The sequence below is a fragment of the Bradyrhizobium sp. MV1.5 genome, assembly GCF_055807615.1.
The window spans coordinates 55,430-70,170 of the sequence record NZ_JBVVPL010000033.1; the positions used below are offsets into that span (position 1 = coordinate 55,430).

12 protein-coding genes and 1 pseudogene are annotated in these 14,741 nt (G+C 64.7%); 2 read left to right on the forward strand and 11 right to left on the reverse strand.

Annotated elements, in window-relative coordinates; all coding sequences use genetic code 11:
- Window positions 1-40 precede the first annotated feature (40 nt).
- The 10 genes from ftsH to tolQ form a co-directional block, all read right to left on the reverse strand.
- Window positions 41-1,963 carry an ATP-dependent zinc metalloprotease FtsH gene (ftsH, locus tag AC0L2J_RS26235; protein WP_007596301.1) on the reverse strand — a complete coding sequence of 641 codons (1,923 nt, stop codon included), beginning with the start codon at window positions 1,961-1,963 and terminating at the stop codon, window positions 41-43.
- A gap of 292 nt (window positions 1,964-2,255) precedes the next feature.
- Entirely contained in the window at window positions 2,256-3,305 is a 1,050-nt protein-coding gene (tilS, locus tag AC0L2J_RS26240; protein WP_473394975.1) for a tRNA lysidine(34) synthetase TilS, read from the reverse strand.
- A gap of 79 nt (window positions 3,306-3,384) precedes the next feature.
- Window positions 3,385-4,440: a tol-pal system protein YbgF gene (gene ybgF, locus AC0L2J_RS26245; protein ID WP_473394976.1), complete on the reverse strand. Its 1,056-nt coding sequence runs from the start codon at window positions 4,438-4,440 to the stop codon at window positions 3,385-3,387.
- Window positions 4,441-4,627: 187 nt separating this feature from the next.
- A complete protein-coding gene (pal, locus tag AC0L2J_RS26250; RefSeq protein WP_007596304.1) occupies window positions 4,628-5,116 on the reverse strand; it encodes a peptidoglycan-associated lipoprotein Pal in 489 nt (162 codons plus the stop codon).
- Between the two features lie 283 nt (window positions 5,117-5,399).
- On the reverse strand, window positions 5,400-6,164 hold the full coding sequence (locus AC0L2J_RS26255) for an N-acyl amino acid synthase FeeM domain-containing protein (RefSeq protein ID WP_007614263.1): 765 nt from the start codon (window positions 6,162-6,164) through the stop codon (window positions 5,400-5,402).
- 160 nt (window positions 6,165-6,324) lie between these two features.
- Window positions 6,325-8,655 (reverse strand): putative bifunctional diguanylate cyclase/phosphodiesterase, encoded by a 2,331-nt coding sequence (locus tag AC0L2J_RS26260; protein ID WP_063994771.1) that lies wholly within the window; start codon window positions 8,653-8,655, stop codon window positions 6,325-6,327.
- A 242-nt stretch (window positions 8,656-8,897) separates the two neighbouring features.
- Window positions 8,898-10,247 carry a Tol-Pal system beta propeller repeat protein TolB gene (gene tolB, locus AC0L2J_RS26265; protein ID WP_247432852.1) on the reverse strand — a complete coding sequence of 450 codons (1,350 nt, stop codon included), beginning with the start codon at window positions 10,245-10,247 and terminating at the stop codon, window positions 8,898-8,900.
- A 41-nt stretch (window positions 10,248-10,288) separates the two neighbouring features.
- A complete protein-coding gene (locus AC0L2J_RS26270; RefSeq protein WP_473394977.1) occupies window positions 10,289-11,248 on the reverse strand; it encodes a protein TolA in 960 nt (319 codons plus the stop codon).
- Between the two features lie 3 nt (window positions 11,249-11,251).
- Complete coding sequence (gene tolR / locus AC0L2J_RS26275) at window positions 11,252-11,701, reverse strand: protein TolR (RefSeq protein WP_007614276.1); 450 nt, start codon at window positions 11,699-11,701, stop codon at window positions 11,252-11,254.
- A 43-nt stretch (window positions 11,702-11,744) separates the two neighbouring features.
- Complete coding sequence (gene tolQ, locus AC0L2J_RS26280) at window positions 11,745-12,461, reverse strand: protein TolQ (RefSeq protein ID WP_007596319.1); 717 nt, start codon at window positions 12,459-12,461, stop codon at window positions 11,745-11,747.
- 424 nt (window positions 12,462-12,885) lie between these two features.
- Here tolQ and AC0L2J_RS26285 point away from each other — a divergent pair, with 424 nt between their 5' ends.
- Complete coding sequence (locus AC0L2J_RS26285) at window positions 12,886-13,404, forward strand: DUF2231 domain-containing protein (RefSeq protein WP_007614277.1); 519 nt, start codon at window positions 12,886-12,888, stop codon at window positions 13,402-13,404.
- 35 nt (window positions 13,405-13,439) lie between these two features.
- Here AC0L2J_RS26285 and AC0L2J_RS26290 read toward each other — a convergent pair whose 3' ends face one another.
- Window positions 13,440-14,207 (reverse strand): serine acetyltransferase domain-containing protein, encoded by a 768-nt coding sequence (locus AC0L2J_RS26290; RefSeq protein ID WP_473249752.1) that lies wholly within the window; start codon window positions 14,205-14,207, stop codon window positions 13,440-13,442.
- Window positions 14,208-14,522: 315 nt separating this feature from the next.
- Between AC0L2J_RS26290 and AC0L2J_RS26295 the strand changes: the two are divergent.
- Window positions 14,523-14,741: pseudogene (locus AC0L2J_RS26295) on the forward strand (acyl-CoA desaturase); the annotation flags it as partial.

Below are 14,741 nucleotides of genomic sequence, written 5' to 3' on the forward strand. Positions count from 1 at the left end.
CGTTTCCGCCGCGTTTTTCAATTCAATCTGCCGCTCTCGATTACGCCTGCGGCTGCGGCTCCAGGCCGGGATCCGGATCGGGTCGCGGGCGCGACTTGCCGGCCGGCGGCACGGCCGAGGCGCGCGGCGTGGTCGGCTCGAGCACGGATTCGCGGTTCGGCTTCTTGCCCTTGAGCAGGTCGATGATCTCGTCGCCGGAGAGCGTTTCGAATTCGAGCAGGCCCTTGGCGAGAGCTTCGAGATCGGCGCGCTTCTCGGTGAGAATACGCGTCGCCTCGTTGTAGCCTTCTTCGACGAAGCGCCGGATCTCGGTATCGATCTTCTGAACCGTCGCTTCCGATGCGTTCTGGGTGCGCGACACCGACATGCCCAGGAAAACCTCGTCCTGGTTCTCGCCGTAGGACACGGTGCCGAGCGCCTCGGACAGGCCCCAGCGCGTCACCATCATGCGCGCCAGACGCGTCGCCTGTTCGATGTCGGACGACGCCCCCGAAGTCACCTTCTCGCGGCCGAAGATCAGCTCTTCGGCGACGCGGCCACCCATCATGATGGCAAGGCGCGAGGTCATCTGCTCCAGCGACATCGACAGCTTGTCACGCTCGGGCAGCTGCATGACCATACCCAGCGCACGCCCGCGCGGAATGATGGTCGCCTTGTGGATCGGATCGGTCGCGACGACGTTGAGGCCGACGATGGCGTGCCCGCCCTCGTGATAGGCCGTCAGCAGCTTCTCTTCCTCGGTCATGACGAGCGACTTGCGCTCGGCGCCCATCATCACCTTGTCCTTGGCTTCCTCGAACTCGGCCTGGGTCACCATCCGCTTGTTGCGGCGGGCGGCGGTGAGCGCGGCTTCGTTGACGAGGTTCATCAGGTCGGCGCCGGAGAAGCCCGGGGTGCCGCGCGCGATGGTCTTGAGGTTGATATCCGGCGCCAGCGGCACCTTGCGGACGTGGACTTTGAGGATCTGCTCGCGGCCGACGACGTCCGGGTTGGGCACCACGACCTGACGGTCGAAGCGGCCGGGACGCAGCAGCGCGGGATCGAGCACGTCGGGACGGTTGGTCGCGGCGATCAGGATCACGCCCTCGTTGGCCTCGAAGCCGTCCATCTCGACCAGCAACTGGTTCAGCGTCTGCTCGCGCTCGTCATTGCCGCCGCCGAGGCCGGCGCCACGGTGACGACCGACGGCGTCGATTTCGTCGATGAAGATGATGCAGGGCGCGTTCTTCTTGGCCTGCTCGAACATGTCGCGGACGCGGCTGGCGCCGACACCGACGAACATCTCGACGAAGTCCGAACCCGAAATGGTGAAGAACGGCACGTTGGCTTCGCCCGCGACCGCACGCGCGATCAGGGTCTTGCCGGTGCCGGGAGGGCCGACCAGCAGCACGCCGCGCGGAATGCGGCCGCCGAGGCGCTGGAATTTGCCGGGGTCGCGCAGGAATTCGACAATCTCCTGCAGGTCCTGCTTGGCTTCGTCGACGCCCGCGACGTCCTCGAAGGTGACGCGGCCATGCGCTTCAGTCAGCATCTTTGCGCGCGACTTGCCGAAGCCCATCGCCTTGCCGGCGCCGCCCTGCATCTGCCGCGACAGGAAGATCCACACGCCGATCAGCGCGATGAAGGGCAGCCAGGAGACCAGCAGCGAGACGAACCACGGCACGTTGTCGCCGGGCGGCTTCGCGGTGATCTGCACCTTGCTGTCATAGAGGCGCTTCACGAGCGTCGGATCGCTCGGCGCATAGGTCTGGAAGCTCGAGCCGTTGGTGAAGGTGCCGTGAATGTCCGGCCCCTGAATCACGACGTCGCGCACATTGCCGCGGTCAACCTCGCTCAAGAGCTGGGAGAAGGCGATGTCCTGCGAGGAGGCGCGCTGACCCGGATTCTGGAAGAGCGTGAACAACGCCAACAGCAGCAGGACAATGATGACCCAGAGGGCGAAATTGCGCAGATTGGCGTTCATCGATCTTCCTTCGTGGTCGCGCGGATCGCGGCCTGAGCCTTGGGCAGTTATTTGGGCAGCGCGAGGAAATCCCCAAGGAATCCTCTCGGTTAGACGGATACAATCTAGGTGTCGCTCCGGTCGCTGCCAAGGGAACGAGATGGGACTATTTAGCCCATCTTAGTCCGATTCCCGCTGAAATAATGGCGCCCGGATCCGGGTTTTTCCTGCCTGGTTAAGGTGTCCTCACGGCGCGGTCGCGAAACGAGCCGGTGCCATGATCCGCCCTTATCCACCCTTGATCAACCCTCGATCAACCCTTGCGCCGGGTAGGCGCCGGCGCGATACGGATACGTCCCCCGGCAAGGCTGATCAAGGCTCCCGCAAGCGTCTGCTTCAGGGCCGGCCGGCCATTTGCGGGTGCGCGGGGACTTGCGGCAATGGCCTGATCGAGCACGGCCAGGAGGGATTCGACCTTGCCGAGTTCCGCCGGTCCCTCATGCCCGAACGCGTTGATGGCCCGCAGCAGGATCCGCAGCCGGACCTCATCCGGCAGGGCGGCAAACACGGGGGCCTCGAAGCTTCGAACGCCGGCCTGCGGCGCATCGCCGCGATCCCGCAAACGGAGGAAGCGCTCGGCTCCATCGGTCAGCACCTCGACGGCCGCATTGGCGCGCGCCAGCCTTGCCGCGAGCCGAGCCAGGCTGCGGGCATCACCGCCCTCCGCCGCGAGCTGCGGCAGCAGCGCACGCAGCCGCGGCCGGGTGAAGGCGGCGTCGTGGTTGGTGGGATCGTCGGCAAAGTCGATCTTTGCCCGCTTCAAGGTCGCGATCAGCTGCGACTTCGGAACATCGAGCAGGGGACGCGCAAGAACGACGCCGTCGCGCTCGGTGAGACGGGCCATCGCCGACAGCCCGGCTAATCCGCTGCCGCGGACAAGCCGCATCAACAGGGTCTCGGCCTGATCGTCGCGGGTGTGCGCGGTCAGCACGTGGCTCGCACCGGCGACGCGCGCGGCCTGCACAAGCAGGCGGTAGCGGGCTTCGCGCGCGGCGGCCGGCAATCCCGTTTTCGGCTTTGCCCCGCGCCAGCGCACGGTCCGGTGCGGCAAGCCAAGCCCGGTCGCGAGACGCTTGACCTCGCGCGCCTCGCGCGCCGCCTCCGGCCGCAAGCCGTGGTCGATGGTGACGACGGTGAGACGCGGGCCGCGCGCCAGGCTGCGATGCCAGCGCGCCGCAAGCCACATCAGCGCCACCGAGTCGGGCCCGCCGGAGACCGCGAGCAACAGTCCCTGCGCGCCTTTCAGGCCTGCGAAGAGGCGCTTGGCCTCACGCGCTGAGATCGGTGAATTGTCCTTTGACATGACGCTGCAATCGTCCGCGGATGATGGACCGACTGTTTAGCGCAGCGCCATCAATCTTGTCAGGATCAATCGCGGCCGGTCAGCACTTCACTCGCTTCTGCTCGCGGTCGACCGCGGCTTTGACGCCGGCGGAAGCGCGCGGATATTTGCGGCCGACTTCGCCGAAGGCGGCGCACGCGGCCTCCTTCTCCTTCAGCGCGGCCAGCGACTGGCCGAGCCGCAGCAGGGCATCCGGCGCCTTGGCGGATTTGTCGTATTTGGTGGTGACGGCGAGGAAGGCTTCCGCGGAGTCGCGATATTGCTGGCGCTGGAAATAGCTCTCGCCGAGCCAGTATTGCGCGTCGCCGAGCAGCGGGTCGCTCGGATATTTCTGCGAAAAATTCTTCATGGTCTGCTCGGCCAGCGCATAGTCCTTGCGCTGCATGTAGCCGATGCCGAGGTCGAATTCGTCGCGCGGCGTGGCCGAGGGCGGCAGCGTCGTTAGCGCCGGGGCGCCTGATGGCGCGGGAGAGCCGGACGGGACCGGCGGATAGCCGGGCTGTGCTGCCGGCGGCACGCCTTGCTGGTAGCGCGGACCAGTGTTGGCGAGATCGAGCGGTTCGCCGGCGCCACGGCCGCCGGGCGCGCCGCCCGGGGCACCTGCAGGCATCGGTTGCTGCCCGCCGCCGAGCGCGCGCGGCGCACCCGGCGCATTCGGGCTCTGGCTCGGGTCGAAGGCGTCGCCGCGGCGGCGCGTGCCCGGCGCGCCGGGCGCAGGCTGCTCCTGAACGATCGGCGCCGGAGAGGCGATCTGCGGCTGCTCGTAATTCGGCTGGGCCGCTTGCTGGTGCGGCGGCTGCTGGCGATAGGCCGGCGCGGCTTGCGCGGGCGGCATGGCCGCGACATTGGGCTGGACCGGCGTCTGGCCGGGCGCAGCTTGCGCGCCGCCCTCGAGTGCTCGCAGCCGCTCTTCGAGCTGGCGGTTGCGGTATTGCAGCTCTTCGTTCTGGCCGGTGAGCTGGCGCAACTGGTTCTCCAGCCGCTCGATCCGCATCTCGGGATCTGCATCGTCCGTCTGTGCGAGGGCGGGCGAGCACAACGAGAGCAGCGCGGCGATCGCCACGGTGCCGGTGAAGACCTTAAATCTGGATGACATCTTGCCCTGACGACGAAAGCGAAATGGCCTGCGACCGAACATTCGACGCGCCACACATTGAAGGGGAGTACGCCAAAACTGTGACTGTAACAAACGGGTTTCTGTCACAGATCGCTGAAACGAAACCGGCGCCCGAGAGGGCGCCGGCATAATCGGTCTCTGAAGATGAACGGCGTCTGACCGATCGTCAGGAGCTCGCGTTCAGCACGGTGACGGCGCGGCGGTTCTGCGACCAGCAGGAGATGTCGTTGCAAACGGCCACCGGCCGCTCCTTGCCGTACGAGATCGTGCGCATGCGGTTCGGATCGATGCCGCGCGAGGCAAGGAACGAACGCACCGATTGGGCGCGGCGGGCGCCGAGCGCGATGTTGTATTCGCGGGTGCCGCGTTCGTCGGCATGACCTTCGACGGTGAAGCTGTAGCGCGGATAGCTCTGGAGCCACTGCGCCTGCTTCTCCAGGGTCACGATCGCCTGCGGGGTCAGATCGGTCTGGTCGCTTTCGAAGAACACGCGGTCGCCGACATTGACGACGAAGTCTTGCTGGCTGCCCGGCGTCGCCGCGTTGGCCATCGCATCCGTGGCAGCGTTCTTGTTGGCGCAGGCACCCATCGACAACGCGACGGCAAGCACCGCGGCCAGCTTCAATCCCTGGAGGATGCGCATAGGATGTTTCATTCCGGAGCCTCCACGCTCACGTTTTCGTCCACTGCTGTCCGGTCTACAGGGGGTTGGTTAAGCGAACGTTCCGTCAACCTTGATGGAACCTTGCCACAGCCGGTCAAATGCCCCCAACCAGCGAAAAGCAACCGTCATGGTTAATGGGTTGTAAATGTGGCGCGATGGTGAAGGCAAGCGGCGCCGACCGGCAAAAACCGCGGCTTTTGCCGGAATTTTAGGCTCGTCGCGTGGAGACGCTGGGGCCGGACCTGGGGCCGGACCTGGGGCCAGACCCTGGGGCCTAGCGGGCAGAACCCGTTGCCGAGGCGGCGACGTCGGGGGTCCGCTGGGTGGCCAGCGACACCGGGCGCGGGACCGCCTGGCGCGGGCTGCTGCGTTGAAACAACATGCGCCGCTCAAAAGCGCTGGAGCGCATGATCGGAAAGCGCGTCAGGACCTTTTCCCGCTGGTTCCGGAAATCGGACGCCATCAGCACGGCCTTCTTGGTGGGCCAGCCCGGAAACCCGCGGGGCTCCGGTGAAATGGTCTCGTGCAGGAAGACGCGACGATAGAACGCCTGATGGTCGGTCCGGATCATGGCCAGCCCGGTGTCGGCGTTGAAATGATCGCAAGCCACAAAAGCCAGCCGCACCGTCAGATAGGGCAGCTCCGGAAAGCGCTGGTGCTTTTCGGGGTCGGCAACAAACCGGCATGGATCGATGAGAACTTCGCCGCGGTCGAGGCGGGGATGCAGGACGTCGCCAAACACTTCGGTCGTGTAGGACATCCGCCAGTCGGACGTCAGGACGTGAATGCGAACGGAGCTGCAGAGCTCTCCATCGACATAGACCCCGAAATTCCAGGTGTTGGGCGCATCGTCAAAGCGATCGGTCACGCGCCGCGACTCCGACGGCTCGATCAGTCCGGCGTGCAGATAGGCCCGGTAGCGCATCAGATAGAGGTTGTCTCGGTCCTCAGGAGTTTCGATCAGGCGGTAATCGATGCGGTCAAACAGAGCGGCTCCCCGCGGAAGGAGCACCGTTTGCGGTTCGGCTCCAGACGTCATCCAGTACCCCTACACTCCAAGCAACTTCTACGAGTGTGACGAGATTAATGGTTCATTAACGGAATTGCAAAGGCTTAGAAACGTTAGGGTTAACCTTTGCAGCCCGCAAAAACACGGGGCGCACAAGAGCCAAGGCGTTGAAGGAGCAGGCAGTGAAAGATCAGGCGATCGATCGGGAGGACACCATGACGATCTGGTCCTCAGCCCCGCGACGGCCATGCGAGGCATTGAGCAATTGGCGAATCCGGACTGCCGGCACCGGCCGGCTGAACAGATAGCCCTGCCCTTCGGTCACGGTGCCGTCGGCGCTGATCAGCTCGAGCTGGTCATTGGTCTCGATGCCCTCGACCACGACGGCCATGCCGAGATCGGCCGACAGCCGCGCCACGCCGCGCAGCAGCGTCAGCGGCCGGTCGGCATCGATGCCTTCGAGGAAGGAGCGGTCGATCTTCACCTTCTGCATCGGGAAATTGTGCAGGTAGCTGAGGCTCGAATAGCCGGTGCCGAAATCATCCAGCGAAATGCGCACGCCGATCGCATGCAATTGCGACAGGATGTCGTGCGTGAGCTGGGTGTTGCGCAACAGCGAGGATTCGGTGATCTCGATCTCCAGCCGATGCGCCGGGAGCCCCGAAACCTCGAGTGCGTAGCGGATTTCGCTCAAGACGTCGCGCTGGTGGAATTGCTGCGGCGAGAAGTTGACGGCGACGCTGACGCCCTCCGGCCATTTCATGCATTCCATGCAGGCGCGGCGCAGGATCCAGCGGCCGAGATCGACGATCAGCCCCATGTCCTCGGCGACCGGGATGATGTCGATCGGCGAGACCGTGCCGCGCACCGGATGATTCCAGCGCAGCAGCGCCTCGCACGTCGTGATCTTGCCGGACTTCAGATTGACCAGCGGCTGGTAGAACAGCTCGAATTCCTCGTTGGCGAGCGCCTTGCGCAGATCGAGCTCGAGGATGCGGCGCGCCTCGACGGTCGCCGCCATCTCGTCGCGGAAGAAGCAGAAGGTGCCGCGGCCGTCGGCCTTGGCCCGGTACAGCGCCATGTCGGCGTTCTTGAGCAGCGTGTCCGCGCTGACGCCCTCCGGCGAGGTCAGCGCGATGCCGACGCTGGCACCGATCTCGACCAGATGATTGTCGATGCGGTAGCGCTCGCTCAGCCGCTCGACGATCCGGCGCGCCAGTGCAGCGGCGTCCTCCGGCGAGGAGATGTTCTCCTGGAACACGACGAATTCGTCACCGCCGAAGCGGGCGACGAAATCCTCCGGGCGCAGCATCTCGCGCAGACGGTTGGCGACCGCGCACAGCAGCTGATCGCCGCAGGGATGGCCGAGCGTGTCGTTGACCTGCTTGAACTGGTCGAGGTCGACGAACAGCAGCGCGGACAGGCGCTCGGAATCGTGCGAGATCGCCAGCAGCCTTTCGATCTCATCGCGAAAATGAACGCGGTTGGGGAGCGCGGTGAGGTCGTCGTAGCGCGCCAGATGCGTAATCTTGGCTTCGGCGCTGCGACGGTCGGTAATGTCCTCGAGCAGCACCACCGCGCCGCCGTCAGCCATCGGCTGGACAGTCCAGGACAACGACCGGTTTCGCTGCGTATCGGGATCGGCGGTGATGATCTCCTTGGCTTGCGAACTCTCGATGTCCGCGACGATCCGCTCGCCGCTCCCAGCCGAGATGGATCCGGCGCTGACGCATGCCGCGACGATGTCACGCGCGTTGACGCCGCGTTGCGCCAGACCTTCCGGCAGATTCATCATTGCGCCGAAGCGGTGGTTCATGACCGCCAGCTGTCCGTCGACGCGGAACATGCAGAGGCCGTGCGGCATGTTGTTCAGCGCCGTGTCGAACTGGCCGGCGAGCGCGGCTTCACGCTCCCGCGCCACGACCGCTCCCATGAAGATTCGGTGCAGATTCACCGAGAGCTGCATGATCGCCATCAGGAACGCGGCACTGACCAGCGCCATCGCGATGTAGTAGGGCGTTCCACGCAGCGCCAAGGCAAGCACGGCCGGGCCGAAAATCAGCACGGCCTGGAGGTGGAAGATCGCAGGCCGGCCATATGCCCTGCCCGCGCCGCCCGCCGCGATTCCGGTAGTGACCGACAAGGCGATCATGTGGGCCACGGCGTCGTCCGTGGCCAACAGGGCCGTGGCGCACCAGATGCCGATCGCAGCCGCCTGGATCTTTGCCCCGATCTGATATCGCTTCTGCCAGCGTGCGGCCGCCTCGACGGTCATGACCGCATGACGTGCCTGATAGAGGCGCAGGTCGATCGCCCGCGCGGTCCCGGCCAGGACAAGAAGTGCGACGCACGCCCAGATCAGCGGCTCGCCCGTCCTCAGCGCGGTCAGGGCCGCACCAATCGACACGAAAATGAGTCCGGCCAGCAGCGGACCAGGCGCTTCGAACAGCGAATCGATTTGCGCCGCCGAAGTTTTCGGCGGCCGCTGTTCCGGCTCTCCGCTCTGACTTGCAAACTGCATCTGGTGTCTACGCGCGTCCTGTCTGGAGCGCAGTTTTACCGATCCGGTATGAAGTCTTTCTGAGGGAACATCGTTAAAGTCGAGTTGTTTTGAGTGACCAATAGTCGAAATACATCAATAGAAACAAACCCATGGGAAAAGTTTGCCGAGTGCAACCTTAAAGAACAATTATTGCGGGGAAACATCTGGCAAAGTTTTCGGAAAAGGCGCGCGGTCAAATCATCGCGCGCCGCGGGCGGCGGCTAGCCCGATGTCGAGGACAATAGCGGCGACCATGCCGGGTCGGAGGCAAAGCCCGGCGTCGGCACCTTCAGCTCGTTGCGTCCCGAGATGTCGACGGAGAACAGCGACGGCCCGCCGCTGCCGCCGGGATCGCGGAAGAACATCAGCACGCGGCCGTTCGGCGAGAAGGTCGGACCTTCGTTGTGGTAGCCCGAGGTGAGAAGCCGTTCGCCGGAGCCGTCCGGCTTCATCACGCCGATCGAGAACTGCCCGCCGCCTTGCCGGGTGAAAGCGATGTAATCGCCGCGCGGCGACCACACCGGCGTCGAATAGGTGGCGTTGTTGTCGTCCTTGGAGAAGGAGATGCGCTGCGCCGCTCCGCCGCCCGCGGCCATGACATAGATCTGCGATCTGCCGCCGCGATCGGACTCGAAGCAGATGCGGGTGCCGTCCGGGGAGTAGGACGGAGAGGTGTCGATCGCGGGCGTGTCGGTGAGGCGCGTGGTCGAGCGCGAGCGCAGATCCATCACGAACAGGTTGGAATTGCCGCCCTGCTGCAGGCTCATGATGACGCGCTGGCCGTCTGGCGAGAACCTCGGCGCAAAGGTCATGCCCGGGAAGTTGCCGACGATCTCGCGTTGGCCGGTCTCGATGTTGAACAGGTAGACCTTCGGATCGCCCTGGCCAAACTCCATGTAGGTGATCTCTTGCGAGTTCGGCGAGAAGCGCGGCGTCAGCACGAGGTCGGAGCCGCGGGTCAGATAGCGCACATTGGCGCCGTCCTGATCCATCATCGCGAGCCGCTTGACGCGACGCTCCTTCGGCCCGGTCTCGTCGACGAACACCACGCGGCTGTCGAAATAGCCCTTCTCGCCGGTCAGCTTCTCATAGATCTGGTCGGAGATGATGTGGGCGATGCGGCGCCAATATTCCGGCGAGGTGAAATATTGCTGGCCCGCGAGCTGCTGGCCGGTGACCACGTCCCACAAGCGGAATTCGGCCTTGAGGCGGCCGTCCGGCTGCCGCGTCATGCGGCCCGTGACGAGGGCCTGCGCGTTGAGGGTTTTCCAGTTCTCGAATTGCGGCGCGACGTCGATGTTGCTGATGCGCTCGATGAAGGCGGCCTGGTCGACCGGCGCGAACAGGCCCGAGCGCTTCAGATTGTTGGTGATGACTTGTGTGACGCCGTTGCCGACGTCGCCGTCGGCCGGCGAGCCCGGCACGAAATTGGTGATCGCGATCGGAATTGGCCGAAACTCGGTGGGATCAATGCGGAGCCGTCCCTGCTGCGGCTGCTGGGCGAAGGCTTGTCCGCCCCCCAGCATCGCGAGCGTCGATCCGGTCAGGGTCATGAAGCGGCGGCGGTTCATTGAGCGGACGTCATTCATTGCAAAGTTCTTTTGTTCGGATGTCACAACATATCTTTCAGGCCGAAAGTCATCGGAATGAGCTTCCAGCTCTCGTATTGCTGCTTCGGCATGAACGAATAGACCTGACACTGCACGATGGCGCGTCTGGCACTCTCCGCCACCGCCTGTGCGATCGACCGCGACGGGCCCCTCACCGCGACGACGATCGGCTCGGACGCGAGCGATCCGTCAATCTTCATGGGAATGTCGATGTCGGCTTCGTATTGATCTGCATCCTGCCCGTTATAGGTCGGCGTGAAGCAGCGCTTCACCGCCCCCTGGAACGCCCCCCGCCAGGTCGCAATGTTGTTGGCGGCCGTTCCGGTCGTCGATCCCAGCGAGGCCGATGCATTCAGCGTCGATCCGGCGAGTTCGTGGCGGGTCGCCGCGCGCTTGTCGAGATCGCGCTGGATCTGCGCGGGATCGAAGCTGCGCTCCTTGGGCTTCGGGACCTGCGGCGGCTGCACCGCCGCGACCTTCTGCTCCGGCGGCTTGGGCGGGGGCTTCTTGGTTTCGAGCTTTTTCTGGAGCTCGGCGATCGGATCTTCCTTGGCCGGGTCAGGCTTTTTTTCCGGCGGCTTCGGTTCTTCCTTCGGCTTCGCCTCGGCGACGGGCTTGGGCGGCTCGGGCTTCTTCTCGACCGGCTTCTCGACGGGTTTGGGCGGCGGCTCGGGCGTCGAGTTGGTCTTGATCAGCTCTTTCTTCTCGGTGACCTTGCCGACAGCGTCTTCCTCGGGCTTGGCTTCCGCGATCTTCTCGACCTTCGGCTTCGGCTCTTTCTTGTCGCCGGTCTTCTGCCCCGACATCATCTGCGCGAGCTGGTCGGTGGAGATGATGTCGATCGGCAGCGACTCTTCCGCAGGCACGAAAGCCCTGCTGCTAAAGGTAACGAGGCCCCATCCCAGCACGAGGACGTGGAGGGCAATCGACGCAACGAGTGTCTTGTCGACCTTCACCTTCACGGTCTACCCCTGATCCGCTTCCGTGACGAGCGCCAGCTTCTTGAAGCCTGCGCCGGACAACTGGCCCATGACCTTGGCCACCGTCCCGTAATCCGCCTTCTTGTCGGCACGCAGATAGATGCGTTCCTCGAGCCCGCCGCGCGCGTCCGTGATCGCCTTCAGCTTCGGGATCAGGTCGTTGATCGCGATCTCGGCGTCGTTGATGAACACCTTGCCCTTGATGTCGACCGACATCTGGATCGGCTTCTGGTCGTTGTTTTCGAGGCTCTTGGCCTGGGTCTGCGGCAGGTCGAGCGGCACGCCGACCGTCAGCATCGGCGCCGACACCATGAAGATGATGAGCAGCACCAGCATCACGTCCACCATCGGCGTGACGTTGATCTCGGCCACGACCGGCTTGCGCCGGCCACGGCGCCCACCGCCTCCGGACGAACTCGCAACGTTCATGCCCATGGTCTGGTGCCCAAATTGCCCTTCACACTATACATGCCGTCCGTCACCCCCGCTCGTCGATCTGGCGCGACAGGATGGCTGAAAATTCATCGGCGAAGCCTTCGAGCCGCTGGGCCTGCCGGTTCACCTCGGAGGTGAACTTATTGTAGAAAATAGTGGCAGGAATGGCGGCGATAAGGCCGACGGCGGTCGCAAACAGCGCCTCCGCGATGCCGGGGGCCACCACCGCCAGAGAGGTATTTTTCGACGCCGCGATCGACTGGAAGCTCGACATGATGCCCCAAACGGTGCCGAACAGGCCGACGAAGGGGCCCGCGGAGCCGACGGTGGCGAGCACCAGCAGCCGGCGTTCCAGCCGCTCGACCTCGCGGGCAATCGAGACATTCATGACCTTGTCGATGCGCATCTGAAGGCCCGCGACCGAGCGGGCCTGGCTCTCGAACGAACGCTTCCACTCGCGCATCGCCGCGACGAAGCAGGCCGCCATGGAATGCGTCGGCTTGGCCGAGAGCGTGCGATAGAGGTCCTCGATCGACTCGCCGGACCAGAAAGCCTGCTCGAAACGGTCCATCGAGCGGCGGGTGCGGGCAAACAGGAAGATCTTGTCGATGGCGATCGCCCAGACCCAGACCGAGCAGGCGAGAAGCCCCAGCATCACCGCTTTCACGATCCAGTGAGCCTGCCAGAACAGCGCGATCAGCGACACGTCCGCGGAAGCGGCAACCGGAAGGGCTGACTGAGCCACGTCGGCCGGATTCATAAGCAGTATCCTCTCAAGGCGATCGTTACCTGATGTCCCGATCTCATGTCCCGGCCAGCAAATGGCCGCCGGTTCCCCAATGGCCGCGCTAGAACCCGGCGCGGCCGGCAAGCCCGCTCAAAGCCTTGTCTTTCTGGGGTGCAGGGCTCGTCCAAAGCCGGCCGCCTGCATTCCCTGCCAAGATGTCAAAACTATGGGCCTCGACCCAAGGCTCAGACTTCGGGCTTTGGGCGCGATTGTCCGCAATTACCAGAGCCCGGCGATGGTTAATGCTGGGTTACCGGGACTGAATTTGGCCCCAGGAAAGCCTGGCGTTGCAGGCGGTTGGCAATCTGCCGGCCTCGGCGGGTGCTGACATCACGTCGGAGGAACCAGCCCTCGCCCGAAAATTTGTCCCGAAAATCACTTCTCGCGAGGTTTTGCCATGAGCATCAACCCCAAGTCGACCGCCGCCATCGGCGATCATCCGCTCCACCCCATGATCATCCCGTTCCCCGTCGCCTTCCTGGTCGGCGCGCCCATCGCCGATCTCGCCTTCATCGGAACCGGTGACGGCTTCTGGGCCAGAGCCGCGATCTGGCTGATCGGCGCCGGCATCGTCATGGCGCTCGTTGCCGCCGTGGCCGGCTTCACCGACTTCTTCAGCGACGCCCGTATCCGCAGCCTCAACGATGCCTGGTATCACATGGTCGGCAATCTCGTGGCGGTCGTGCTCGCCGCAATCAATTTCTACCTCCGCTACGCGCAAGGCGCGGAGGCTGCGGTCAAGCCGTGGGGCGTGGTGCTCTCGCTGATCGTGGTCGGCATCCTCCTGTTCACGGGATGGAAGGGCTGGGAAATGGTCTACCGGCATCATGTCGCGGTACTGGACGCACCGGGCCAGACCAGTTCGAAGCCAGTCACGCCGCATCATGGCGGCGAGAGCCGCCGCCGCGCCGCCTGACCGAGGAGCACGTCGCCTGATGACGTGAGGGCGAGTCAGGCCGCCGAGGCGGGTTCGGGGCAATTGGTCAGCCGCGCCGGATTGCCGACTGCGGTACAGCCCGGGGGCACGTCGCACGTCACGACGGTGCCGGCGCCGATCTTTGCAAAATCGCCGATCCTGACGTTGCCGAGAATTGTCGCGCCGGAGCCGATGAACACGCCGCGACCAATGCGAGGCGAGCGCGCCGGCAGTTCCGTGCCGCGACCGATGCTGACGTTCTGAAGGATGGTGGCCTCGTCGCCGATCACCACATCGGCGCCGATCACTATGCCGGTGGCGTGGTCGAGATACACCGATGATCCCAAGCTCGCCGCCGGATGAATGCTGACCTGCAGGACGTTCGAGGCCTCGTTCTGAAACAGCAGCGCCGCGTCGCGATGGTCGTGATGCCAGAGCCAGTTCGAGACGCGCCAGGCCTGCAAGGCGACGTAGCCCTTGAAATGCAGCAGCGGCGCCAACAGTCCGGTGATGGCGGGATCGCGGAGCACGATGGCTTGCAAGTCGCGGCCGGCCGCCTCGATCAGATCGGGCTGGCCATTGAAGGCGTCGCGGGAAAATGTCCTGAAGCGCCCGCGTTCGGCCGCGCTGTCGCCAAGCCGCCGTCCGATCAGGTCGGATAGTGCGGCGGTAAAATCGTCATGGGCGAAGATGAGGCCGCCAAGAGTCCGGCCGAATATGGGGTCGGCTGCCGCTGCGCGCTGCGCCTCGTCGCGGATCTTCTGCCAGAGGGTTTCGCTCGCCATCATCGCCGCTTCCGTCATCGTTGCCGCCTGCGATGTTTTGACGCTTCCTTTTCACTGACGGATATAGAGCGTCGGCAGCCCGCGCGCCACGCACCCCGTGAGGCTACGAGCTTGCATGCCAAGCGGACGGGATCATATATATGGGATCAGTCGAGTTCCCGGCCGAAGCTATGGTCTCAGGATCGTGCTGTCGCGCTGGCCCGGGTTGTTCAGGCAAAGTATCTCGTTCGAAGCCCCGCAGCGGTCCGCCACCCCCCGGGTTTGTCGTACACAGCGGCCCTCAATGCTGCCGAAGCGACTCCGGAATCCCGTCATCCAAGGTCACGCCAATCCATGTCGCCCAACGCCTCCGCCGACGACCAACACGACGACATCATGTATCCCTCCGCCCTGCCGTTCCTGCTGGTCCATCTCGGCTGCATTGCGGCGATCTGGACCGGCGTGACCTGGCAGGCCATCGCGATCTGCGCCTCGCTGTATGTCGTCCGCATGTTTGCGATCGGAGCGGGTTACCACCGCTATTTCTCCCATCGGGCTTTCGCGACCGGCCGG

Excerpts from the sequence above, each read along its gene's own strand:
- AC0L2J_RS26255 (WP_007614263.1), bottom strand. The coding sequence starts at position 6,164 with ATGACGTCTGGAGCCGAACCGCAAACGGTGCTCCTTCCGCGGGGAGCC.
- tolB (WP_247432852.1), bottom strand. The coding sequence starts at position 10,247 with ATGAACCGCCGCCGCTTCATGACCCTGACCGGATCGACGCTCGCGATG.
- pal (WP_007596304.1), bottom strand. The coding sequence starts at position 5,116 with ATGAAACATCCTATGCGCATCCTCCAGGGATTGAAGCTGGCCGCGGTG.
- AC0L2J_RS26260 (WP_063994771.1), bottom strand. The coding sequence starts at position 8,655 with ATGCAGTTTGCAAGTCAGAGCGGAGAGCCGGAACAGCGGCCGCCGAAA.
- ybgF (WP_473394976.1), bottom strand. The coding sequence starts at position 4,440 with ATGTCATCCAGATTTAAGGTCTTCACCGGCACCGTGGCGATCGCCGCG.
- AC0L2J_RS26290 (WP_473249752.1), bottom strand. The coding sequence starts at position 14,207 with ATGACGGAAGCGGCGATGATGGCGAGCGAAACCCTCTGGCAGAAGATC.
- tolQ (WP_007596319.1), bottom strand. The coding sequence starts at position 12,461 with ATGAATCCGGCCGACGTGGCTCAGTCAGCCCTTCCGGTTGCCGCTTCC.
- AC0L2J_RS26285 (WP_007614277.1), top strand. The coding sequence starts at position 12,886 with ATGAGCATCAACCCCAAGTCGACCGCCGCCATCGGCGATCATCCGCTC.
- tolR (WP_007614276.1), bottom strand. The coding sequence starts at position 11,701 with ATGGGCATGAACGTTGCGAGTTCGTCCGGAGGCGGTGGGCGCCGTGGC.
- ftsH (WP_007596301.1), bottom strand. The coding sequence starts at position 1,963 with ATGAACGCCAATCTGCGCAATTTCGCCCTCTGGGTCATCATTGTCCTG.
- tilS (WP_473394975.1), bottom strand. The coding sequence starts at position 3,305 with ATGTCAAAGGACAATTCACCGATCTCAGCGCGTGAGGCCAAGCGCCTC.